Raw genomic sequence first — 22,835 nt, 5'->3', positions numbered from 1 at the left:
GGCCGTTCTGTTTTGGTCGGCTGACTTGAGTAGGCTCCCGACCGCCTCCACTTGACGAGTTGCAAGGCCCGGCGCAGTGTCGGGACGAAACCAGATCCAAACCCGAGGGACTCTTCTTTACATGGCCAAGAACGCCCCCCTTCCTGTCGTGCTGGACGCTCTGCCGGTGTTGCCGTTGCGCGACGTGGTGGTCTATCCGCACATGGTCATCCCATTGTTCGTCGGTCGCGACAAGTCCATGCGTGCGCTGGAGCGCGCGATGGAGGGCGAGCGGCAGATCCTGCTGATTGCCCAGAAGAGCCCGGATATCGACGACCCGGAGATCACCGACCTGCACCAGGTCGGCACGCTCGCTGGCGTGCTGCAACTGCTGAAGCTGCCCGACGGCACGGTCAAGGTGCTGGTTGAAGGCCAGTCGCGCGTATTGGTGGAGGACTTCAAGGAAGAAGATGGCATGCTCACCGCCCGTTCGCGGGTGATCGAGCCGGTCTACAACGCCAAGGAGCGTGAGCTGGATGTGGTCTCGCGCACGCTGATCTCGCTGTTCGAGCAGTTGGTCAAGCAGAGCCGCAAGCTGCCGCCGGAAGTGCTGGCCAGTCTGTCCGGCATCGACGACCCCTCACGCGTGGCCGATTCCATCGCCGCGCACCTGTCGGTGCGCATGGCCGACAAGCAGAAGGTGTTGGAGACCGCCGACGTCGGTCAGCGGCTGGAATTGCTGATCGGCCTGGTCGACGGCGAGATGGACCTGCAGCAGGTGGAGAAGCGCATCCGCGGCCGGGTCAAGTCGCAGATGGAAAAGAGCCAGCGCGAGTACTACCTCAACGAGCAGATGAAGGCGATCCAGAAGGAGCTCGGCGACGGCGAGGATAGCCCCAACGAGCTCGAGGAGCTGCACAAGAAGATCGAAGGCTCCGGCATGCCCAAGGCCGTGCTGGCCAAGGCGCGGCAGGAGTTCAGCAAGCTCAAGCAGATGTCGCCGATGTCGGCCGAGGCCACCGTGGTGCGCAACTACCTCGACTGGCTGGTCGGCGTGCCGTGGAAAAAGCGCAGCAAGGTGCGCAAGGACCTTCAGCTGGCGCAGGAGGTGCTCGACGCCGACCACTTCGGCCTGGAGAAGGTCAAGGAGCGCATCCTCGAATACCTCGCCGTGCAGCAGCGCGTCTCGGTGATAAAGGGGCCGATCCTGTGCCTGGTCGGCCCGCCCGGCGTGGGCAAGACCTCGCTGGGGCAGTCGATCGCCAAGGCGACCAACCGGAAATTCGTGCGCATGAGCCTCGGTGGCGTGCGCGACGAAGCCGAGATCCGCGGCCACCGACGCACCTATATCGGCTCGATGCCGGGCCGCATCGTGCAGAACATCAACAAGGTGGGTACGAAGAATCCGCTGTTCGTGCTGGACGAGATCGACAAGATGTCGATGGACTTTCGCGGCGATCCGTCATCGGCGCTGCTGGAAGTGCTCGATCCGGAGCAGAACCACGCGTTCAACGATCATTATCTGGAGGTCGACCTGGACCTTTCCGAGGTGATGTGGATCGCCACCGCCAATTCGCTGAACATTCCCGGCCCGCTGCTGGACCGCATGGAAGTCATCCGCATCCCCGGCTACACCGAGGATGAGAAGCTCGGCATCGCGCAGAAGTACCTGCTGGCGAAGCAGCTCAAAGCGAACGGCCTGAAGCCGGAGGAACTCAGCATCACCGAGGATGCCTTGCGCGACATCGTGCGTTATTACACGCGCGAATCGGGCGTGCGCAACCTGGAACGCGAGATCTCCAAGATCTGCCGCAAGGTGGTCAAGGAGCTGGCGCTGGGCCAGGTGAAGAAGGCCAACGCGAAGGCCTCGCCCGCGAAGGCGGCCAAGGGCAAGGCGAAGGCAGGCCCCGACCGGGTCAAGGTGGATTCGTCCAACCTGGATCAGTACCTGGGCGTGCGCCGGTTCGACTTCGGCCGCAAGGAACTGCAGAACGAGGTGGGCCTGGTCACCGGGCTGGCCTGGACCCAGGTCGGCGGCGAGCTGCTCAGCATCGAGGCCTCGGTGGTGGCCGGCAAGGGTCGGCTGGTGCATACCGGTCAGCTTGGCGACGTGATGAAGGAATCGATCCAGGCGGCACTGTCGGTGGTGCGTGCGCGCGCCGACCGGCTGGGGATTGATCCGGAGTTCCATCAGAAGTTCGACATCCACGTGCATGTGCCCGAGGGCGCCACGCCGAAGGACGGCCCCAGCGCCGGCATCGCCATGTGCACGGCGCTGGTTTCCGTGCTGACCAAGGTGCCGGTGCGCTCGGAGGTGGCCATGACCGGCGAGATCACCTTGCGCGGTCGCGTGCTGCCGATCGGCGGCCTCAAGGAAAAACTGCTGGCGGCACATCGCGGCGGGATCACCACGGTGATCATCCCGGAGGACAACAAGAAGGATCTGGTGGACATGCCGGCCAACATCACCTCGTCGCTGGAGATCCATCCGGTGCGCTGGATCGACGAGGTGCTGGATATCGCCCTGGAGCGCCCGTTGCAGCCGAATCCGGCCAAGGAAACCACTCCCGCTGCGGTTGCCGGCGAGTCGACGGAAGGACACTCGTTGACGCACTGATTCGCCCGGCTCCGCTTCCCCAGTGGTGTTCCATCCGAAGTGCCCCGCCGTGCGGGGCACTTTTTTTGTTTTTCCCCGTGGGTCGACGAAGTTGTCCCGTTGCTCCCGCGGTATCGGTTTTGCAAGCGTTTCCGCAAGTCGCGAATCTTCGGGAAACCTTGCTGTGACTTGTGTTGCGGAGCCCGGCAGGGCACTGGTATAAAGGCGCTACCGCAGTCCCGGCGTTGTATGTCAGCGCAGCGATGCGGGGTTGCGTTACGGCCCAGGCATGAGCCAACCATCCATGTCGCTGCTGTCCGTCTCCGTACCGACCGCACCGACGAAATCCGAACAAGGGAGTTTTTCAATGAATAAAACCGATCTGATCAATGCCATCGCCGAGAAGGCCGAGCTGACCAAGGCCGACGCTGGTCGTGCTCTCGAAGCCTTCTTCGAGACCGTGCAGAAGTCGTTGAAGAAAGGTGAGGATGTCTCGGTGGTGGGCTTCGGTACGTTCACGGTGCGCAAGCGCGCTGCCCGTACCGGCCGCAACCCGCGCACCAACGAGGCGATCAAGATCAAGGCCTCGAAGGTGCCTGCCTTCAAGGCTGGCAAGACCCTCAAGGATGCCCTAAACTAAGCGGCTAACGCTTGGTTTCGGGTGCTTAGCTCAGCGGTAGAGCGTCGCCCTTACAAGGCGGTGGTCGTAGGTTCGATCCCTACAGCACCCACCAGAAAAATGCGGAGTGGTAGTTCAGTCGGTTAGAATGCTGGCCTGTCACGCCGGAGGTCGCGGGTTCGAGTCCCGTCCACTCCGCCACAGTTCGCAAGGGCGCCCGTGTGGCGCCCTTGTCATTTGAGCGATGTGCGCACGCGCGGTCCTGCACGCACGTCGGCAGGCGGTTTGTTCCATCCGCGTATCGCGCGCTTTCACCACCTTGCGGGAAGATTGCAATGCTGCAGGCAATGCGTAACAAGATGCACGGATGGCCGTCCATCATCGTGCTCGGCCTCGCCGTCCTGGCGATGTCGCTGTTCGGCATGGAGAGCTACTTCATGTCCAACGACGACGCCTTCGTGGCGAAGGTCGGCAAGCACGAAATCGACCAGCGCGCCTACCAGGATCGCGTGAACCAGCTGCGGCAGCAGGCAGCCGAACAGCAGGGCGAGCATTTCGATTCCAGCGCCTTCGAAAAGAACGAGACGAAGCTGCGCATCCTCGACGGCATGATCGACGAGCAGTTGCTGCTGCAGGCCAATACGGACTGGGGCCTGCGGGTTTCGGATCTGTCCATGCGCGATTACATCGCCTCGATCCCGGCGTTCCAGGTCAACGGCCAGTTCGATGCCACCAGCTACCGCGCATGGCTCACCAGCCAGTACAAGACGCCGGAGATGTTCGAGAACGAGATCCGCGCGTCATTGGCCACCCAGTTGCTGCCGGCGGCGATCAGCGCCAGCACCAGCACCAGTGACGCCCAGCTCGACGGCTTCCTGAAGCTGCTCAGCCAGCGCCGCGACCTGCGCTACTTCCAGCTGCCGCGTCCCGCGCTGGAGAACAACGCGGTCAGCGATGCCGAGATCGAGAGCTGGTACAAGGCGCACCAGGCTGATTACATGAACCCCGAGCAGGTCTCGGTGAAGTACGTCGAAGTCGTCGGCGCCGACCTGCCGCTGGCGGCCGAGCCGAGCGACGAGGAGCTGAAGAAGCGCTACGCGAGCGAGAAGCAGCGTTTCGTGCAGCCGGAACAGCGGCAGGTCTCGCACATCCTGATCAACGTGCCGGCCAACGCCACGCCGGAGCAGCAGAAGGCTGCCCTGGCGAAGGCCGAGAAGATCGCTGCGGAGGCCAACCCGGGCGACTTCGCCAAGCTGGCCGAGCAGGATTCGCAGGACCTGGGTTCCCGTCGCCTGGGCGGCGACCTGGGCTGGCTGGAAAAGGGCGTGACCAACGAAGCCTTCGATTCGGCCCTGTTCGCGATGCAGAAGGGGCAGATTTCCAAGCCGGTGCTGTCCTCCGACGGCTACCACATCATCTGGCTGCGCGACATCCGCAGCGGTGAATCGAAGCCGTTCGAGGAGGTGCGCGACCAGCTGGTCAAGGAAGCGACTACCGCCGAACGCGACCGCACCTACAACGACGTCGCGGGCAAGATGTCCGACAACACCTACCAGAACCCGACTTCGCTGGAGCCGGCCTCGGTCGCCCTGAAGCTGCCGATCAAGACCACAGCGCTGTTCACGCGCAAGGGCGGTGAAGGTGTGGCGGCGAACCCGAAGGTGATCGCGGCGGCGTTCAGTGACGACGTACTGGTCCAGGGCAACAACTCGGGGTTGATCGACCTGGGCAACAACCACTCGGTGGTGATCCACGTCGACCAGCACGTGGCCGCGGCGGCCAGGCCGCTGGCGGAAGTGCGGGCCGACGTGCAGCAGAGGATCCTCGACGCGCGCGTCGCCGCCATCGAGAAAAAGCAGGCCGACGACGCCTTGGCCCGCCTGCGCAAAGGCGAGTCGATGGACGATGTGGCGAAATCGCTGAGTGCCAGCATCACTACGGCGAACGAAGTGGTCCGGCGTGCGCAGATGCCGGCGCCGATGCTGACGCAGGCATTCCTGCTGCCGCACCCGGCGGCGGGCAAGCCGCAGTACGCCGCAGTGGATATGCAGGACGGCAGCTATGTGCTGCTGGCCGTCGACAAGGTGCAGGACGGTGACTTGTCGAAGGTGCCGCCGGAGCAGCGCGAGTCGCTGCGCCAGCAGATGGCCCAGTCGTACGGCTATGAAGCCACGCGCGAGCTGATCGACCAGCTCAGGGCGAAGGCCAAGATCAAGATCAACCAGCAGCGACTCTGAGCCGTCGGCGATCGGTCGCGACCGGCATCATGCAAAAGGGGCAGCCAGTTTCGGCTGCCCCTTTTTACCTATGGCGGATGGACTGTCGAGTGCTGCAGTGGAACACCGACGGCGCGGATGATGCGGCGCTTGCCGTTCGGGCAACGGAGCCAGGGGTGTCCCGATCTGGCCCGTCATCCCCGCTTTTGCGGGGGTGACGGCAGTTGTTCGGACCGTTTCTGGTCCGGCGCGCTTACCGTCAGGGTCTGACCAGGCTTCAGCGCATGGCTGCCCAGGCGGTTCCAGCGCTGCAGCTGGCTGACGCTGATCGAGTAGGCGCGGGCGATCTGCCACAGGCTGTCGCCGTGCCTCACGGTATGGGTCTTCCGGGCCGTACTCGGATCAGGCACCGGCGTGGCCGCGATGTCGCCACCGCCAAGGCTGGCCAGCAAATCGCCGCCGGCGCTGCTGGCTTGTTCGAGCAGGGCATCGCGGAACTGGCGGGCGTGGCGGGCCGGCAGGATCAGGTAGGGGGCCGTGCTGGCATCGATCGTGTTGCTGCGGAACGCCGGGTTGAGGTGTCTCAACGCCTCCACCGACATGCCGGCGTGATCGGCCGCCCGCGTGATCGGCATCGAGCGGGAGAGCTCGGTCCGCACCAGCTGCTGCTCGTCCGGCAGCGTGGGCAGGCTGACGTTGAAGCGTTCCGGTTCGCGCACTACGCAAGCCATGCCGAGCAGCCTGGTCAGGTGTTCGCGCGTCACCTTGCGCACGGGCAAGTGCGGGATCGCCGGCTGCTCCGCGGGCATGCCGTGCGTCTGGATCATCTGGCGTATCTTGAATTCGCCGGCGTTGTACGCGTAATCGGCCACGCGCCAGTCCTGGAACTGTTCGTGGTACTGCTCAAGCAGTTTCATCACGGCGTTGGCGGCGGCGGGCACGTCAAGCCGGCCGTCGTAGTGGCCATCGACACGCAGCCCCATCGCGCCGGCGGTCATCGGCATGATCTGCCACATGCCGGCCGGGCGGCGCTTGCGCGCAGCTACCGGCTGGAAGCGGCTTTCCACCCAGGGCAGCAGCACGAACTCGCCGGCGACGTCGTAGCGGTCCGCCACTTGTTGCACGTACACCAGGCGCGGCAGCACCGCCTGCAGCTGGCTTTCGAACTGCCGCGGATGGCGCGTGTAGTGTCTGGCCCACGCCAGCACAGCGGGGTCGGCGTCGCAACCCGGCATGGCAAAGCTGCTGCGCAACCGCTCCCAGACGTCGGCTTCGGGAGCGGGTGCAGGTGCGGCAGTCGGCGGCGCGGTTTCGGCAGAAGTCGCCGCGGTCGGCAGGTTCGCCGCGGTCGTTGGTCGCGGGCCGTGCGAAGGTGCACTGGCGCAGGCAGCGAGCAGCATCGCCAGGAATGCCGGCAGGAAGCGGGCAGGCTGTCTCATGCCTGGAATCCGTCTTTGGCACTGCGCACGGCGGCAAAGCGCGCGACGCGGCTCTGCCCGGCGCCCTGCCGCCCGCACCAGGCGATGACGGCATCGGCATCGACACGCAGGAACGGATTGGTCGCCCGCTCGCGGGCAAGCGGCACCGGCAGGGTGGGGCGAAGTTGCTCGCGCAGCGCGGCCACCTCCTGCAGCCGTTGTTGCAGGTCGGCGTTGGCCGGTTCGACCGTGCGCGCAAAGCGCCCGTTGGCCTCGGTGTACTCATGGCCACCGCAGACCAGGGTATTGCCAGGCAATTGCGAGAGGCGATCCAGCGAGGCGAGCATCTGCGCCGGCGTGCCTTCGAACAGGCGGCCGCAGCCCAGGCTGAACAAGGTGTCGCCGCACAGCAGGAAACCGGCGCCGACGTAGGCGACGTGGCTGAGCGTGTGGCCGGGAATCGCGATTACCTCGAAGTGCGCAGAGGGCGCGGCCAGCTCGACCCGATCGCCGTCGCGCACCCGCGTGGTCGCGCTGTCGATGCGTTCGTCGTCCGGCGCGTAGACCGGCACGTCGTGGCGCGCGCGCAGGGCCGGCACGCCGCCGATATGGTCGTGGTGGTGATGGGTCAGCAAAATCGCACGCAGCTGCAGACGATGCGTGACCAGTGCCTGTTCGACGACCGCGGCATCGCCCGGGTCGACCACGATGGCGTTGCCGTCGTCGTCGTGCAGCAGCCAGATGTAGTTGTCGGCCAGCGCCGGTAACGGGATGAGATGCAAGGCGGGCTCCGCTGCGTTTGAGGAACATCCGGCGAACCGGGTGTCTTCCCTGTGGAACGACAGACGCAGCCATCCGGGGCGCGCATGAGACGGTCGAATATAAAGGGGCGTCGATACCTGCTCGTTAGCAGAACGTTAACCAGCAGTGCAGCTGTTCAGCAGCGTGCGGCAGTTCCGTCTCGCCCGCGACCTGCTCTGCCCGCTGCCGCCAGCGGCTACACTCCTGCTTCAGATGAATGACCGGGTCAGCCGCAAGCAACAACGTGATGACCGCATCTATGCCAGCGCGCCGTTGCGCCGCTTGCTGGATGCGCAGACCTGCGCGCTGAAGCCGGCCCTGCAGCGTTGTGCCGGCGTCCACGCGCTGCTGCTGGGCGCCGTCCGCGGCGATGCGCCGCCGACATTGCCGATGCTCGGCTGCTGGACCAGCCTGCAGCTGTCGGAAGGATGCTTCACGGGCGATCTGCAGGCCGCCGCGGACGAACCCTTGCCCTTCATCGACGATGCGTTCGAGCTGGTGCTGCTGCGGCATGCGCTGGAGGTGGCGCCGCTGCCCTCGGGCCTGCTCGATGAGGCGGTTCGCGTGCTGGCGCCGGGCGGCGTGCTGGTGTTGACCGGGATGCACCCGTTCAGCGGCTGGTCGCCATGGTGTTGCTGGCATGCGCGTCGCAAGCGCCCGGCCCTGCAGATGCCGTGGCGGCTTCGACGCCAGCTCGAGCTGGCCGGCATGACGATCGAGCAGCTGCAGCGGGTGGGCAGTGTGTGGCCGGGAGGAAAGACCGCGCGGCGTACGCTCGCCGGCGCTTTCGGTGGCGGCTACGTGCTGGTGGCGCGCAAGCGTCGGCGTCTGGCCACGCCGCTGCGGCTCAAGCCGGCGCCGGTGCGCGTGCCGGCGAATGGTCGGCTGTCGCCGGGTACCCGGCGCAGCGCGGCTCTGTGATTTCCAATGGAGTACGTGGGCAACGATGAGCGAAGTGGAAGCATTTACCGACGGCGCCTGCCTCGGCAACCCGGGGCCGGGCGGCTGGGCTGCATTGTTGCGGGCTGGGAGCAGCGAACGCATGTTGGCCGGCGGCGACCCAGCCACCACCAACAACCGGATGGAGCTGATGGCCGCGATCGGTGCGCTGGAGGCATTGAAGCGGCCGTGCCGGGTGACCCTCACCACGGACTCGCGCTACGTGATGCAGGGCATCGAGCAGTGGCTGCCGAAATGGCGCGCGAACGGCTGGCGCACGGCCGACCGGAAGCCGGTGAAGAACCAGGACTTGTGGCAGCGCCTGTCCGATGCGATCGGCGACCACCAGGTGCGCTGGCAGTGGGTGAAGGGCCACAACGGCCACAGCGAGAATGAACGCGTCGACCAGGCCGCGCGCGAACAGGCCGAACTGTTGAAGGGCAGGGCATGAGGCAGATCGTTCTCGACACCGAAACCACCGGCCTGGAAGTGCGCCAGGGCCACCGGCTGGTGGAAATCGCCTGCGTCGAACTGGTCGAGCGCCGACTTACCGGTCGGCACTACCAGACCTACCTGAACCCGGATCGGGCGATCGACCAGGGCGCCCGACTGGTCACCGGCATCGAGGACGAGTTCCTGCTCGACAAGCCGCGCTTCGCTGAGGTGGCGACGGAGTTCCTCGCCTTCATCGACGGCGCCGAGCTGATCATCCACAACGCCAGCTTCGACATCGGCTTTCTCGATGCCGAATTGGCCCGGCTGGGTGAACACGCCGGCCGGATCGGCGACCGCTGCAGCGTGCTGGACACCCTGGCGATGGCGCGCGAGCGCTACCCCGGCCAACGCAACAGCCTCGATGCGTTGTGCAAACGGCTCGGCGTGGACAACTCGCGGCGCGACCTGCACGGCGGCCTGATCGACGCGCAGCTGCTGGCCGACGTGTACCTGGCGATGACCTCGGGACAGGTGGCCTTCGACCTTGGCTTCGAGGGGGCGAGCGAACAGCTCGACGTGATGGTGGCTGCGCCGGTGGTGCTGCATGTGCGGCCGCGGGTATTGCGTGCCTCGGCGGAGGAGTTGTCGGCACATGAACAACGCCTGGATGCATTGGACAAGAGCGGTGCGGATGGGCAGAGCGTGTGGCGGCGGTTGGGGTGAGTGTGCAGCGCCGGCTCAGCGGGAACGCACGATCAGCACGGTGATATTGTCGTCGCCGCCACCGTCGAGCGCGTCCAGCAGCAACTGGTCCACGCATTCCTGAGCAGCCAGCTCGGAGCGTGCAATCGTGCGCGCGATTGCCGTGTCATTGACGTTCTCGGTGAGCCCATCGCTGCACAGCAAGAAGGTCATACCCGGCTCCAGCTCGCCGCGGGCCATACCGATGTGCAACTGTTCGGCAGTGGTCACGCCGAGCGCCTGGGTGAGCACGTTGCGCTGGGGATGCTGCGATGCCTGTGCCGGGTCGAGCCGGCCAGCCTCGACCAGCGCCTGTACCAGCGAGTGGTCGTGGCTGATCTGCCGCAGGCCCTGTTTCCACAGGTAGATCCGACTGTCACCGACCCAGGCGACTTCGTAGCCGTCGTCGCTCGTCCGCAGCGCAGCAATCGTGGTGCCCATCGGCAGCACGTCGATGTTGTGCCGGCTTCGTGCCAGCAGCCGCCTGGCAGCGACGTGTATCGCCTCGATCAGGCTCTGGCCGCGGCCGACCACCTCGATCACGGTGTCGCGCACCAGGGCCGATGCGACTTCGCCGTGCTGGTGCCCACCCATGCCGTCCGCGACCAGGAACAGGCCGAGCGAGGCGTCGGCGTAGTAGGTGTCCTCATTGCGCGTGCGACGCAGGCCGACGTGGGTGCCGTGTCCGAATTCGATCATGGGAGGCGAGGCAGGATGGATGTGGAGGAGCATGACGGATGTTGGAGGCTGGTGCAAAAGCGCAGGCTGCGCGCGATGGTTGGGTGGGGATTGCCGGGGCCATTCATGGCCCCGACCCCTCCGCGCTGCGCGTTGCGGGACCAGCCTGCGGCTGTCCGAATTCGCTCCCGGCGAATTCGTCGCTCGCGAAGGCAGGATGCCGAAGCGAACATCGGCGTAGCCGATGGCCCGAAGGGTGAGGCGTAGGGTGCGCCGGATCACCCGGGTGGGTTCGTCCACACCACCCTCTCCGCCAGACACAAAAACGCCCCACGAAGGGGCGTTTTTGTGTCTGGCGGAGAGGGTGGGATTCGAACCCACGGTACGCTTACACGTACGCCTGATTTCGAGTCAGGTACATTCGACCACTCTGCCACCTCTCCGAAGGGGTGCGCGTGGTCCACGCGAGCCGGCAAGTCTACGCGGTGCTCCCGGTCATGACAAGCAGGGCGGACGCCCGCCTGTCGCGACCGGATGGGCGGCTCAGCCAGCCTTCTTCTTGGCCAGCCGCAGCCAGGTGTCGACGACGGTGTCCGGGTTCAGCGACAACGATTCGATGCCCTGTTCCATCAGCCACTCGGCCAGGTCCGGGTGGTCGCTGGGACCCTGGCCGCAGATGCCGATGTACTTGCCCTTGGCGCGCGCGGTCTTGATCGCCATCGCCAGCAGCTTCTTCACCGCCGGATCGCGTTCGTCGAACAGGCCGGCGACGATGGACGAATCGCGGTCCAGGCCCAGGGTGAGCTGGGTGAGGTCGTTGGAGCCGATCGAGAAGCCATCGAAGATGTCGAGGAACTCGTCGGCAAGCAGCGCGTTCGAGGGCACCTCGCACATCATGATGACCTTGAGCTCGTGCTCGTTCTGCTTGAGGCCGTTCTTTGCCAGCGCCTCGATCACCTTGCGGCCTTCACCGAGCGTGCGCACGAACGGGATCATCACCCACACGTTGGTCAGACCCATCGCCTCGCGCACGCGCTTGACCGCGCGACATTCCAGGGCGAACGCCTCGGCGAAGCTGGGGTCGACGTAGCGGCTGGCGCCGCGGAAGCCGATCATCGGGTTTTCCTCGTGCGGCTCGTAGCGCGAGCCGCCGATCAGACCGGCGTATTCGTTGGACTTGAAGTCGGACAGGCGCACGATCACCGGCTTCGGGTAGACCGAGGCGGCGATGGTGGCGATGCCCTCGGCGAGGCGGTCGACGTAGAACGACACCGGATCGGCGTAGCCAGCCATGCGTTCGTCGATCTTCGCCTTGGTCTCGGCATCCTGCTTGGCATATTCCAGCAGCGCCTTCGGGTGTACGCCGATGTGGCTGGCGATGATCATCTCCAGGCGGGCCAGGCCGATGCCGGCGTTCGGCAGCATGCCAAAGTCGAACGCGCGCTCGGGGTTGGCCACGTTCATCATGATCTTCAGCGGGGCCTCGGGCATCGCGCCGAGGTCGGCGGTGATGCGCTCGAACTTCAGGAGGCCTTGGTAGATCGTGCCGGTGTCGCCTTCGGCGCAGGACACGGTGACCTCGGCGCCGTCCGGGATCAGCTCCAGCGCGTTGCCGGTGCCGACCACGGCGGGCACGCCCAGCTCGCGCGCGATGATTGCCGCGTGGCAGGTGCGGCCGCCGCGATTGGTGACGATCGCCGAGGCGCGCTTCATCACCGGCTCCCAGTCGGGGTCGGTCATGTCGGCCACCAGTACGTCGCCGTTCTGCACCTTGTTCATGTCGGCCAGCGAGCGGACCACACGCGCCTTGCCGGCGCCGATCTTCTGGCCGATGGCGCGGCCCGTGGCAAGCACCTTGCCCTTCTCGTTGAGCTGGAAGCGCTCGAGCTGGGTGGCATGGGCGCGCGACTTCACCGTTTCCGGACGTGCCTGCACGATGTACAGCTTGCCGCTGTAGCCGTCCTTCGCCCACTCGATGTCCATCGGGCGGCCATAGTGCTGCTCGATGACCAGCGCCTGCTTCGCCAGCTCCTGCACGTCCGCATCGCTGATGCAGAAGCGGTTGCGCAGTTCGACCGGAGTGTCTTCGGTTTTCACCCGCTCGCCCGGCGCGCTGGAATAGACCATGCGCAACTGCTTGGCGCCGAGGCTGCGGCGGAGCAGGGCGGGCTTGCCGGCCTTCAACGTGGGCTTGAACACGTAGAACTCGTCCGGGTTGACCGCGCCCTGCACGACCATCTCGCCGAGGCCGTAGCTGCCGGTGACGAACACCACGTCGCGGAAGCCCGACTCGGTGTCCAGCGTGAACAGCACGCCGGCGGCACCCACGTCCGAGCGCACCATCAGCTGCACGCCAGCGGACAGGAACACGTCCTCGTGCTTGAAGCCCTGGTGCACGCGGTAGGCGATGGCGCGGTCGTTGTACAGCGAGGCGAAGACTTCCTTGACCTTGTACAGCACGTCGTCGATGCCGATCACGTTGAGGAAGGTTTCCTGCTGGCCGGCAAACGAGGCGTCGGGCAGGTCTTCCGCCGTCGCCGAAGAGCGCACCGCCACGGCGATATTGTCGGCGCCGGCGTCCTTGCACAGCTTGGCGTAGGCGTCGCGGATGGCCTGTTCAAGCTCGGCCGGCAGGGCGGTGTCGATGATCCAGCCGCGGATCTCCTTGCCAGCGGCCACCAGGGTGTCGACGTCGTCGACATCGAGCGACGCCAGTCGCTCCTGGATGCGCTTGGCCAGCCCGCTCTTTTCCAGGTATTGCTGGAACGCGCTGGCGGTGGTGGCGAAGCCGCCGGGCACTGACACGCCGAGCTTGGCGAGGTTGCCGATCATCTCGCCGAGCGAGGCGTTCTTGCCGCCGACCTTGCCCAGGTCGGTCATGCGCAGGTGGTCGAGCCAAAGCACCAGGTCGTTCAAGGGTGTCTCCTTAAGGGAAAGCACTGCAGGTAAGTGGAATGGGCGCGCCACGAAGGCCCGGAGCGGGTTGCAAAGAACTGGTATTGTCCGCTGCGGATGGTGCGCGGCACAAGAAGACCATTGCAGGCAGATGTCATTCCAACGGCATACCAGTCAGCTGGCGGTGGATTTCCCGCTTGCGCTAAGGTGCCCCCAAACGCTTTCCCCAAGCAGGACCCCGTATGCAGCGAACGGTTTTCTTCATCTCCGACTCCACCGGCATCACCGCGGAGACGATCGGCAACAGCATCCTGGCGCAGTTCGAGGACGTGCGGTTCGACAAGCATCGGCTGCCGTTCACCGACAATGCGCACAAGGCGGAAACTGCTGCGCTGCGGATCAAGACCAACTACGCGCAGACCGGGCAGCGGCCGATCGTGGTCAACACCATGGCCGATCGCGCACTGTGCGAGATCGTCGCCGCCAGTGGCGCGCTGATGCTGGACGTGTTCGCGCCGTTCATCGGCCCGCTGGAGGATGAGCTTGGCACCAAGCGCACCGGCCTGGTGAACCGCTCGCATGGGCTGGTCGATTTCGACAAGTACGAAGCACGCATCAACGCCACCAACTATGCGCTCACGCATGACGACGGCATCGACGTGAACTACGCCGAGGCCGACTTGATACTGGTGGGGGTGTCGCGCTCGGGCAAGACGCCGACCTGCCTCTACATGGCCTTGCATTACGGCGTGCGCGCCGCCAACTATCCGCTGACCGACGAGGACCTCGAGAAACTCGAACTGCCGTCGCGCCTGTGCCCGTACCGGGACCGGCTGTACGGACTGACCATCGACCCGGTGCGGCTGGCGCAGATTCGCGAGCAGCGTCGCGCCGGCAGCCGCTACGCCACCTTGCAGCAGTGCCGCTGGGAACTGAAACAGGCCGATCGGTTGATGCGCCAGGCCGGCATCCCCAGCCTCAACACCACGCATGTGTCGATCGAGGAGATCGCCAGCAAGATCTTCGACCGCTTCGGTATCGAGCGGACCATGTTCTGACAGGAGCCCGCGTTTCGCATGAGCGTCGTACTGGACAACCGCCGCAGCCTGTTGCCGGGACGCTTCGAGTTCCTGATGGGGCTGTACGCGGAGAACTATCATCGGCTGACGCGGCTGTTCGCGCCGCAGCAGCTGGCGCCGGGCCGCTACGTTTCCAATGTCGGCGACGGGCTGGACGTGCACCTGTACCTGCAGGAGTGCCACCCGTACACGCTGGAGCTGGAGCTCACCTACGATTTCGTCGACGCGCATACCGGCCAGCGCGCGCCGTCGGCACAGTTGCGCATGTATACCGACGCGCACGTGGCGGAAGCCTTGCACTGCCATCCCGGCCGGCACCTATGGCAGGTGCTGGGGCCGTTCCCACCGGCGCATACCGTGTTCCAGCATCGTCTGCGCATGAACGGGTTCCTGTCACGCTGGCTGGAGTATCTGGCCGAGCAGGGACACTCCGTCGGCACGCTGCAGCCGCAACCGGAACAGCCGAAAGGTGGCAGCCTTGTTTGAAAGTGCGGCCAGGGATGGCCGCCTTTTGACTTTCCAGCGCGCAGGGATGAGCGCATAAGTACAAGCAAGTGCAGCCATGGATGGCTGCCTCTTGATCTTTGCGCACATGGATGAGCGCACAAATACACTGACACCCACAGCAAAAAGCCCGCGCAAGGCGGGCTTTCTGCTTGGATGATGGCGGAGTGGACGGGACTCGAACCCGCGACCTCCGGCGTGACAGGCCAGCATTCTAACCGACTGAACTACCACTCCGCGTTTGCAACGCTTTCCGCGAGCCAACTTGGCGTCCCCACGGGGATTCGAACCCCGGTCGCCACCGTGAAAGGGTGATGTCCTAGGCCTCTAGACGATGGGGACGTTGCTTTTTCGAAAAGTCCGCACATGGAAGTGCGGGTTCTCGCAAAGGACTTGTACTGAATCATTGGTGGAGCCAGGCGGGATCGAACCGCCGACCTCCTGCATGCCATGCAGGCGCTCTCCCAGCTGAGCTATGGCCCCGCCGCTGGAAGCCGAGAAGAATAGGTGCGACCAGCATGTCCGTCAAGCCTTTTTTGCGCATGTCGATGCGAAATTGTTCGCCGCCATCGTCCCGTCCGGCGATCCGGCTGGATGCCGTCGTGCTTCGTTTAAGCTGCAGCGGTTCGCGCCTTCCTATGTAGAGTCGATGCATGCACGAAATCGGTTTCATCCGCGACCTGGCCGTGGTGATGATCGTGGCCGGTGCCACCACGATTCTGTTCCAGCGGATGCGGCAACCGGTGCTGCTGGGCTACATCCTGGCCGGCGTGCTGATCGGGCCGCACACGCCGGGCGTGCTGGTGGGCGATCCGCGCGCGATCGACGACATCTCCAATCTCGGCGTGGTGCTGCTGATGTTCACGCTGGGCCTCGAGTTCAGCGTGCGCAAGCTGCGCGAGGTCGGTGTCGGCGTGCTGGTCGCGGCCGTGGCCGAGGTCGGGCTGATGCTGTGGATCGGCTACGGCATTGGCGGTCTGTTCGGCTGGAGCGGCAAGGACGCGCTCTTTCTTGGCGCGATCATCTCGCTGTCCTCCACCATGGTGGCGACGCGCACGCTGGCGGAGGGCGGCCAGCGGCAGCAACCGTTCGCCCAACTGGTGATCGGGCTGCTGGTGGCCGAGGACATGCTGGCCATCGTCATGCTGACCTTGCTCACCGCCGTGGCGATCGGCGGTTCGGTGGAGGCGGAGACCGCGTTCGCGCTGGTCGGCCACCTGGGCCTGTTCGTGATCGTCGGGATGATCCTGGGCCTGCTGTTGCTGCCGCGGCTGGTGGATTATGTGGCCGGTTTCGATCGCGACGAAACGCTGCTGGTCAGCGTGCTCGGCATCTGTTTCGGCGCCAGCCTGTTCGCGGCATGGATGGGTTTCAGCGTGGCGCTGGGCGCTTTCCTGGCCGGCGCGGTGGTGGCCGAGTCGCGCAGCGTGGGGAGGGTGCTGCACCTGGTGGAGCCGCTGCGCGACATGTTCGCTGCGCTGTTCTTCGTGGCGATCGGCCTGAAGATCGACCCGGCGATGCTGCTGCAGTACGCGTTGCCGGCGCTGCTGATCGCGGCGGTCGTGATCGTCGGCAAGACGCTGACGTGCAGCCTGGGCGTCTTCATGGTCGGGCACGAACCACGCACGGCACTGCGTGCGGGGCTGGGCATGGCGCAGATTGGCGAGTTCTCCTTCGTCATCGCCACGCTTGGGCTCTCGCTTGGCGTCATCAGCAACTTCATCTACCCGATCGCCGTGGCGGTCTCGGTGCTGTGCATGGCTGCCTCGCCTTATCTGAACCGTTCCGCCGACGGCCTGGCCGATGGCCTGCGCAGGTTGACGCCGCGTTCGTTGAGGTTGCTGGCGACCAGCTACAGCGGTTGGCTGGAGAACCTCAAGCCGGTCGATGAAAACGCGGCAATCGCCGCCATGTTCCGCCGCCTGCTGTGGCATATCGGCATCAACGTGCTGCTGGTGGTGGCGCTGTTCGTGATCGGCGCCTACGTCAATGCGCACAACTGGAGCTGGTTCTCGATGCTGGGCATCGACCGGGAGCTGCGCCACACGCTGATCTGGGCCGCCGCGCTGTTCCTGTCCCTGCCCATGCTGATTGCGGTCTACCGCAAGGCCGGGGCGCTGGGCATGCTGCTGGCGGAGATCGGCATACGCGAGCGGTTTGCCGGCGCCTACACCCAGGCCATCCGCAACGTGTTGGCGAGGGTCATTCCGCTGGCCACCCTGCTGGCGCTGGCGCTGCTGGTGAGCGCACTCAGTTCGGCCATCCTGCCGCCCCGCGGCGTCGCGCTGTCCCTGCTCGTGCTGGGCGTGCTGGTGGCGGTGGTGCTGTGGCGCGGCCTGGTGAAGATGCATGCGCGGCTGCAGGCGGCGCTGAAGGAGACCCTGGAAAAGCCCACCCCGCCCGGGGACGGTGCGGGCTGACGCACGCGGCGCCCGGGAAGGTTGAACCTTTATCCCGACTGACGGTCACAGCCCGGACTCGTTGCCAAGACCAGACAAGCGCCGCACAATGCGGAGCCTGCCTCTATCGGAGGGGCTCGGACGGCAATGCCGGCATATCCATACATGAGGGAGTTACGAATGAAGCACTTTCTGCGTCCCACGCTGACGGCGGTCGCGATGGCCGTGGCGCTGGGCATGACGGCCAGCGCTGTCGCCCAGACCGCTGGCGCGGCCGGTACCGTCGACAAGGCGAAGGCCAGCTATGTGGTGGGTTGGGAGATTGCTTCCCAGGTTCCGCCGATCATGCGCGACGAACTGGACCCGAACGCGGTGGCCAATGCGGTGAAGGCGGCGCTGTCCGGCCAGAAGCCGACCATGAGCGAAACCGAAGCCAAGCAGGTGCACGAAGCCTTCATGGCCAAGATCCAGGCCAAGTATCAGGCCGAGATGACCAAGCTGGCAGCCAAGAACAAGGCCGAGGGCGACACCTTCCTGGCCAAGAACAAGACGGCGGCAGGCGTGAAGACCACCGCGTCGGGCCTGCAGTACCAGGTGCTCAGCCAGGGCACGGGCGCCCGTCCGGGCCCGAACGACACGGTCGAGATCAACTACACCGGCAGCTTCGTCGACGGCCAGGTGTTCGACGCCTCCGCCAAGCACAACCCGCCGGGCGCGGCCAAGATTCCGCTGGCCGGCGTGATCCCGGGCTTCCGCGAAGGCCTGCAGCTGATGCAGGTGGGCGGCCATTACAAGCTGTTCATCCCGGCTGCGCTGGCCTATGGCGCCGAGCCGCAGCCGCCGATGCCGCCGAATGCCACGCTGATCTTCGATGTGACCCTGGTCAAGACCGGTCCGACGCCGGCGGGCGCCCCGGCCGGCAAGTAATCTCGAAGTTCCACCGCCGCCTTGCGGCGACGATCCGGCGGAAGGGCGCGAAGCGATTCGCGCCCTTCCGTTTTTTCGTCGTTGGGCATGCTGCCGCCTGGCGCGTTCGAGCGGCTAGAATAGACGGCTTGATTTTCAAGGGATTGCTGCAGCGATGATGAAAGTCACCATCTTCGGTACCGGTTATGTGGGCCTGGTCACCGGTGCCTGCCTGGCGGAAATGGGCAACCACGTGGTCTGTGTCGACATCGACGCGGGCAAGGTCGGGCGGCTGAAGCGCGGCGAGGTCCCGATCTACGAGCCGGGCCTGGAGTCGATCGTGCAAAGCAACCACGCCAGCGGCAGGCTCGATTTCACCACCGAGGCGGCCCCGGCGATCGCCCACGGCGAGCTGATCTTCATCGCCGTGGGCACCCCGCCGGACGAAGACGGCAGCGCCGACCTGCAGTACGTGCAGAAGGTGGCCGCCACCATCGGCCGGCATCTGGAGCGTTACGCCGTGGTGGTGAACAAGTCGACCGTGCCGGTGGGCACCGCCGACCGCGTGCGCGAGGCCGTCGCGGCCGAGCTGGCGGCGCGCCATGCCGCGGTGGAATTCGACGTGGTGTCGAATCCGGAGTTCCTGAAGGAAGGCGCGGCGGTGGAAGACTGCCTGCGCCCCGACCGCATCGTGGTGGGCGCTTCCAGCACGCGCGCGGTGGCGTTGCTGCGCAAGCTGTACGCGCCGTTCAACCGCAACCACGACCGCATGGTGGTGATGGACGAGCGCTCGGCCGAGCTGACCAAGTACGCCGCCAACGCGATGCTGGCGACCAAGATCAGCTTCATGAACGAGATCGCGAACATCGCCGAGCGGGTGGGTGCCGACGTGGAGCTGGTGCGCCAGGGCATCGGCTCCGACCCGCGCATCGGCTACAGCTTCATCTATCCGGGCGCCGGTTACGGCGGTTCGTGCTTTCCCAAGGATGTGCAGGCGCTGGAGCGCACCGCGCACGCGCACGGCTACGAGGCGCACCTGCTCGGTGCGGTCGAGACGGTCAACCGGCAGCAGAAGGGCAAGCTGTTCGAGCTGATCTCGCGGCATTTCGACGGCCAGCTGGCCGGCCGCACGATGGCGCTGTGGGGTCTGGCGTTCAAGCCGAATACCGACGACATGCGCGAGGCCTCCAGCCGGCGCCTGATGGAACAGCTGTGGGAAGCCGGCGCGAAGGTGCGCGCGTTCGACCCGGAAGCGCGCGAGGAAGCCCGGCGGCTGTACGGCGAGCGCGCCGATCTGGTGCTGTGCGAACACGCCATGGACGCCGTGCAGGGCGCCGACGTGCTGGCGGTGGTCACCGAGTGGAAAACGTTCCGCAGCCCCGATTTTGCGGCGATCCGCGGGGCGCTGGCGGTGCCGGCCGTATTCGACGGACGCAACCTGTACGACCCGGCCGTGGTGGAGGAGGCGGGCCTGGCCTACTACGGCATCGGCCGCGGCCGCAGCCTGCAAGCGCCGCGATGAACGGCCCGAACGACATGCTCGCCCGCAGGCTCGACGAGATGGAGGTCAAGCTGACCTTCATCGACGAGGCAGTGCAGGCGCTGACCACGGCGGACGCCGACCAGTCGCAGCGGATCGCCGCGCTGGAGCGCGCGCTGCGCGACCTGCGCGGCGAGATGGCATCGATGCGCATCGCGCAGGGCGACGATCCGCACAACGAACCGCCACCGCCGCATTACTGAGCCAATCCATTCCAACCGTCGATCACGGACTACCCGCATGGCCGATTCCCTGCGCGATCAGCTGCTCAAGAGCGGCATCGTCAAACAGGTCCAGCAGGACCGCGCGCGCGAGCCCAAGCGCCCGCCCCCGCCGTCGTCGGGCAAGCCCGTACGCAAGGGCGGCAAGCCACATGCAGCGTCGCACGCCGCACGGCCCGCGGGGCAAAGCCAGCAGGACATCGACCTGGCCAAGGCGTACGCGCTGCGCGCCCAGACCGAAGCGCGCGAACGCCAGCAGATCGAACGCGAGGCCGCCGAACAGGCGCGGTTGCGGCGCGAGCGCAAGCAGCAGATCCAGCGGTTGCTCGAAGGCAAGGCGCTGAACAAGGCCGAGGCCGACCACCCGCGCAATTTCGAGTACGCCGGCAAAATCCGCCGCGTGCATGTGGATGCCGCGCAACTGGCGGCGCTCAACGCCGGTGAACTGGGCGTGGTGCAGCACGGCGGTCGTTACCTGCTGGTCAGCCGCGGGATTGCCGAGCAGGTGCGCGAGATCGATCCGCACCTGCTGGCGCTGCTGGTTGATCCGTCTGCCGGTGCGGACGACGATGGCGTGCCCGACGACCTGATGTGGTGATCGGGCGGGAGACGGCCTGGCCGCCTCCCATGTTCGCGGCTTGCTACTCGTCGCCCTGCGCCAGCGCCGGAAGCTCCCAGCCGTTCTTCGGCCGGAAGCGGTCGCCGTAGCGCTGCGCCAGCTGTTCGAGCCTGCCCTTGAGCTTGTCGGCGCCTTCGCTGCGCACGTACTGGATCGGGCCGCCGCGGAACGGCGCGAAGCCGGTGCCGAAGATCACGCCGGCGTCGAGCAGGTCGGCGTCGTCGACCACGCCGTCGGCGAGGCAGGCGACCGCCTCGTTGACCATCGGCAGGATCATCCGCTCCTGCACGTCCGGCGGCGCTACGTATTCCTTGTCGATCTCGGGCTTCTCCGGCTTGCCGCCCTGCCACACGTACAGGCCCTGGCCGTCCTTCTTGCCGCGCTTGCCGGCCGCGAGTTTCTCCTCCAGCCCCGGCGGCAGTTCCAGTCCCAGGAACGGCGCCAGTTCCTTGCTGACCGAGGCGCACACGTCCAGGCCTACCGTGTCGGCCAGCTCGATCGGCCCCATCGGCATGCCGAACTTCTTCGCCTCCCGGTCCAGTACCGGGCCGGGCACGCCCTCGCTGTACAGGCGCAGCGCTTCCAGCAGGTACGGCATCAGGATGCGGTTGACCAGGAAACCCGGCGTGCCCTTGACCGCCACCGGCAGCTTGCCGATCGCCTTGCAGAACGCCAGCGCGCGCTTCTCGATGGCCGGGTCGAGCCGGTCGTGGCGCACCACCTCCACCAGCGGCATCTGCGCCACCGGATTGAAGAAGTGCAGGCCGAGGAATCGCTGCGGCGCCTTCAGGTTCCCGCGCAGCTCGTCCAGCGGGATGCTGGAGGTATTGCTGGCGAGGATTTCGTCGGCCCGGAACTGCGGTTCGATGCTGGCATACAAGGCCTCCTTCGCCCGGGCGTTCTCGTAGATCGCCTCGATCGCCAGGTTGGCCGAGGCCACCCCGCTGCCCTCGACGTCCGCACGCAGGCGACGCATCGCGGCCTCGACCTGCTCCGGCGTCTTCAGTTTCTTCTCGTAAAGCTGGCGGGCGCGATCCAGCGCAGGCTGGACGAATTTCATCTCGCGGTCCTGCAGGGTCACCTCAAAGCCCTTCAACGCCGCCCACGCGGCGATGTCGCCGCCCATTACGCCGGCGCCGACCACGTGCACGTGCTTGATGCCGTGCTCGGTGCCGCTGCCCTGGGCCTTCAGCCGCTCCTGCAGGAAGAAGATGCGGATCAGGTTCCGTGCGGTCGGCGTCTGCGCCAGCTTCGCCACCGAGCGTGCCTCGATCTTCAGCCGCTGCTGGATGCCGGAACCGCCGCGCTGCCACACATCGATGATCGCAAATGGTGCCGGGTAATGTTCCTTGCGCACCTTCGCGGCGGTTTGCTTGAACACCATCGGCGCCAGGATCTGCCGGGCCAGCCAGGTATTGCTGGCCCACGCCTTGGCGCGCCGGGCGAACGGGCGGGGTGCGGGGTGGCGCAACAGCAGTTTCGCTTCGGCGAGCAGTTCGTTTGGGCGGGCCAGCCGGTCGACCACGCCGAGGCCCAGCGCACGCTTCGCCGACAGCGACTTGCCGGTCAGCATCAACGGCAGCGCCTCGGTGGCGCCGATCAACCGCGGCAGGCGCGCGGTGCCGCCCCAGCCGGGATGGATGCCCAGCATTACCTCGGGCAGGGCGATCTTCGTCTTGTCGTCGTCGGCAGCGATGCGCTGGCGGCAGGCCAGCATCAGCTCGGTGCCGCCGCCCATGCAGGCGCCATGCACGGCCGCCACGGTCGGGCAGGGCAGCCGCGCCAGCGCCTCGTAGACGCGCTGGCCGTGCTCGATGTTCTCCAGCACGCTGTCGTGCTTCGCGTACCCGATGAATTCCTTGACGTCGGCGCCGACGGCAAAGCCCGAGGGCTTCGCCGAATGGACGATGACGCCGGCCGGCTTCTCGATCGCCAGCCGCTCGACGATCTGTTCCAGCTCGTCCAGCACCGCGCGGGAAATCGCATTGACGCTGCTGCCGGCGCGGTCGAGGGTCAGCGTGACGACGCCGTCGTCGCCTTCGCTGGTCTTCCAGTGGTTGAAACGCAATCCTTCGAACATGGGCGTAGGGGCGTGGTGGTCGAGGCCTGAACCATACCGTTCCGCTGCCATGATTGCGAGATGTGACGTACTTGCTTGACCGTGCGCCGACGCCGGTGTGAAATCGGGCCCGGTTCCGCAAAACCGCCCGCCGCAGCCGGCCGGGCGGTCGCCAGCGGGGTGGTTTCACC

At 66.2% G+C, this 22,835-nt stretch carries 18 protein-coding genes and 6 tRNA genes; 15 read left to right on the top strand and 9 right to left on the bottom strand.

Annotation, left to right across the window (positions count from 1 at the left end):
* The first annotated feature begins 121 nt into the window (after window positions 1-121).
* The 5 genes from lon to AC3WTD_RS11090 all read left to right on the top strand — a co-directional run bounded on the left by lon (window position 122) and on the right by AC3WTD_RS11090 (window position 5,431).
* The gene (lon, locus tag AC3WTD_RS11110; protein WP_492613830.1) at window positions 122-2,596 is read left to right on the top strand and encodes an endopeptidase La; all 2,475 of its coding nucleotides are present in this window, start codon (window positions 122-124) and stop codon (window positions 2,594-2,596) included.
* A gap of 346 nt (window positions 2,597-2,942) precedes the next feature.
* Window positions 2,943-3,215, top strand: a complete 273-nt coding sequence (locus tag AC3WTD_RS11105; protein ID WP_007511239.1) for an HU family DNA-binding protein — start codon at window positions 2,943-2,945, stop codon at window positions 3,213-3,215.
* A gap of 19 nt (window positions 3,216-3,234) precedes the next feature.
* Window positions 3,235-3,309, top strand: a tRNA-Val gene (locus AC3WTD_RS11100).
* 9 nt (window positions 3,310-3,318) lie between these two features.
* Window positions 3,319-3,395: transfer RNA gene (locus tag AC3WTD_RS11095), tRNA-Asp, on the top strand.
* A 134-nt stretch (window positions 3,396-3,529) separates the two neighbouring features.
* A complete protein-coding gene (locus AC3WTD_RS11090) occupies window positions 3,530-5,431 on the top strand; it encodes a SurA N-terminal domain-containing protein (RefSeq protein WP_492613829.1) in 1,902 nt (633 codons plus the stop codon).
* Window positions 5,432-5,604: 173 nt separating this feature from the next.
* On the opposite strand, the gene AC3WTD_RS11085 is transcribed toward AC3WTD_RS11090, so the two are convergent.
* Both AC3WTD_RS11085 and gloB read right to left on the bottom strand, forming a co-directional pair.
* Window positions 5,605-6,645, bottom strand: coding sequence for a transglycosylase SLT domain-containing protein (locus AC3WTD_RS11085; RefSeq protein WP_492613848.1), 1,041 nt, complete (start codon window positions 6,643-6,645; stop codon window positions 5,605-5,607).
* A gap of 200 nt (window positions 6,646-6,845) precedes the next feature.
* Window positions 6,846-7,610 (bottom strand): hydroxyacylglutathione hydrolase, encoded by a 765-nt coding sequence (gloB, locus tag AC3WTD_RS11080; protein ID WP_027492334.1) that lies wholly within the window; start codon window positions 7,608-7,610, stop codon window positions 6,846-6,848.
* Window positions 7,611-7,755: 145 nt separating this feature from the next.
* Here gloB and AC3WTD_RS11075 point away from each other — a divergent pair, with 145 nt between their 5' ends.
* Genes AC3WTD_RS11075 through dnaQ form a run of 3 tightly spaced genes read left to right on the top strand, consistent with a single transcriptional unit; the run spans window position 7,756 to window position 9,726 of the window.
* On the top strand, window positions 7,756-8,550 hold the full coding sequence (locus AC3WTD_RS11075) for a methyltransferase domain-containing protein (protein WP_492613828.1): 795 nt from the start codon (window positions 7,756-7,758) through the stop codon (window positions 8,548-8,550).
* A 25-nt stretch (window positions 8,551-8,575) separates the two neighbouring features.
* On the top strand, window positions 8,576-9,019 hold the full coding sequence (gene rnhA, locus AC3WTD_RS11070; protein WP_027492336.1) for a ribonuclease HI: 444 nt from the start codon (window positions 8,576-8,578) through the stop codon (window positions 9,017-9,019).
* Complete coding sequence (dnaQ, locus tag AC3WTD_RS11065) at window positions 9,016-9,726, top strand: DNA polymerase III subunit epsilon (RefSeq protein WP_027492337.1); 711 nt, start codon at window positions 9,016-9,018, stop codon at window positions 9,724-9,726. The genes rnhA and dnaQ overlap by 4 nt, the downstream gene beginning before the upstream one ends.
* A 15-nt stretch (window positions 9,727-9,741) precedes the next feature.
* On the opposite strand, the gene AC3WTD_RS11060 is transcribed toward dnaQ, so the two are convergent.
* From AC3WTD_RS11060 to ppsA, 3 genes are all read right to left on the bottom strand, one after another.
* Complete coding sequence (locus tag AC3WTD_RS11060; RefSeq protein ID WP_027492338.1) at window positions 9,742-10,443, bottom strand: PP2C family protein-serine/threonine phosphatase; 702 nt, start codon at window positions 10,441-10,443, stop codon at window positions 9,742-9,744.
* 332 nt (window positions 10,444-10,775) lie between these two features.
* A tRNA-Ser gene (locus AC3WTD_RS11055) sits at window positions 10,776-10,865 on the bottom strand.
* 100 nt (window positions 10,866-10,965) lie between these two features.
* Complete coding sequence (gene ppsA / locus AC3WTD_RS11050) at window positions 10,966-13,338, bottom strand: phosphoenolpyruvate synthase (RefSeq protein ID WP_492613827.1); 2,373 nt, start codon at window positions 13,336-13,338, stop codon at window positions 10,966-10,968.
* A gap of 221 nt (window positions 13,339-13,559) precedes the next feature.
* Here ppsA and ppsR point away from each other — a divergent pair, with 221 nt between their 5' ends.
* Window positions 13,560-14,375 (top strand): posphoenolpyruvate synthetase regulatory kinase/phosphorylase PpsR, encoded by an 816-nt coding sequence (gene ppsR / locus AC3WTD_RS11045; protein ID WP_235642168.1) that lies wholly within the window; start codon window positions 13,560-13,562, stop codon window positions 14,373-14,375.
* An 18-nt stretch (window positions 14,376-14,393) separates the two neighbouring features.
* Window positions 14,394-14,882 (top strand): DUF1249 domain-containing protein, encoded by a 489-nt coding sequence (locus tag AC3WTD_RS11040; protein WP_027492340.1) that lies wholly within the window; start codon window positions 14,394-14,396, stop codon window positions 14,880-14,882.
* Window positions 14,883-15,060: 178 nt separating this feature from the next.
* Here AC3WTD_RS11040 and AC3WTD_RS11035 read toward each other — a convergent pair.
* From AC3WTD_RS11035 to AC3WTD_RS11025, 3 genes are all read right to left on the bottom strand, one after another.
* Window positions 15,061-15,137 (bottom strand) — tRNA-Asp (locus tag AC3WTD_RS11035).
* 29 nt (window positions 15,138-15,166) lie between these two features.
* Window positions 15,167-15,242: transfer RNA gene (locus tag AC3WTD_RS11030), tRNA-Glu, on the bottom strand.
* A gap of 65 nt (window positions 15,243-15,307) precedes the next feature.
* Window positions 15,308-15,383: transfer RNA gene (locus AC3WTD_RS11025), tRNA-Ala, on the bottom strand.
* 170 nt (window positions 15,384-15,553) lie between these two features.
* On the opposite strand from AC3WTD_RS11025, the gene AC3WTD_RS11020 reads away from it, so the two are divergent.
* From AC3WTD_RS11020 to AC3WTD_RS11000, 5 genes are all read left to right on the top strand, one after another.
* A complete protein-coding gene (locus AC3WTD_RS11020; protein WP_492613826.1) occupies window positions 15,554-17,320 on the top strand; it encodes a cation:proton antiporter in 1,767 nt (588 codons plus the stop codon).
* A gap of 159 nt (window positions 17,321-17,479) precedes the next feature.
* Entirely contained in the window at window positions 17,480-18,226 is a 747-nt protein-coding gene (locus AC3WTD_RS11015; RefSeq protein WP_492613825.1) for an FKBP-type peptidyl-prolyl cis-trans isomerase N-terminal domain-containing protein, read from the top strand.
* A gap of 157 nt (window positions 18,227-18,383) precedes the next feature.
* Window positions 18,384-19,727 (top strand): UDP-glucose dehydrogenase family protein, encoded by a 1,344-nt coding sequence (locus AC3WTD_RS11010; RefSeq protein ID WP_492613847.1) that lies wholly within the window; start codon window positions 18,384-18,386, stop codon window positions 19,725-19,727.
* Window positions 19,724-19,948, top strand: coding sequence for a SlyX family protein (locus AC3WTD_RS11005; RefSeq protein WP_008434801.1), 225 nt, complete (start codon window positions 19,724-19,726; stop codon window positions 19,946-19,948). The genes AC3WTD_RS11010 and AC3WTD_RS11005 overlap by 4 nt, the downstream gene beginning before the upstream one ends.
* A 37-nt stretch (window positions 19,949-19,985) precedes the next feature.
* The gene (locus tag AC3WTD_RS11000) at window positions 19,986-20,564 is read left to right on the top strand and encodes a DUF2058 domain-containing protein (RefSeq protein ID WP_492613824.1); all 579 of its coding nucleotides are present in this window, start codon (window positions 19,986-19,988) and stop codon (window positions 20,562-20,564) included.
* 43 nt (window positions 20,565-20,607) lie between these two features.
* Here AC3WTD_RS11000 and AC3WTD_RS10995 read toward each other — a convergent pair whose 3' ends face one another.
* Entirely contained in the window at window positions 20,608-22,665 is a 2,058-nt protein-coding gene (locus AC3WTD_RS10995; protein WP_492613823.1) for a 3-hydroxyacyl-CoA dehydrogenase NAD-binding domain-containing protein, read from the bottom strand.
* Window positions 22,666-22,835: the final 170 nt, after the last annotated feature.

This window comes from Rhodanobacter sp. FW106-PBR-R2A-1-15 (genome assembly GCF_058789735.1).
Note: the sequence above shows the minus strand (reverse complement) of the source record. Positions and strands in the feature narration are given on the sequence as shown.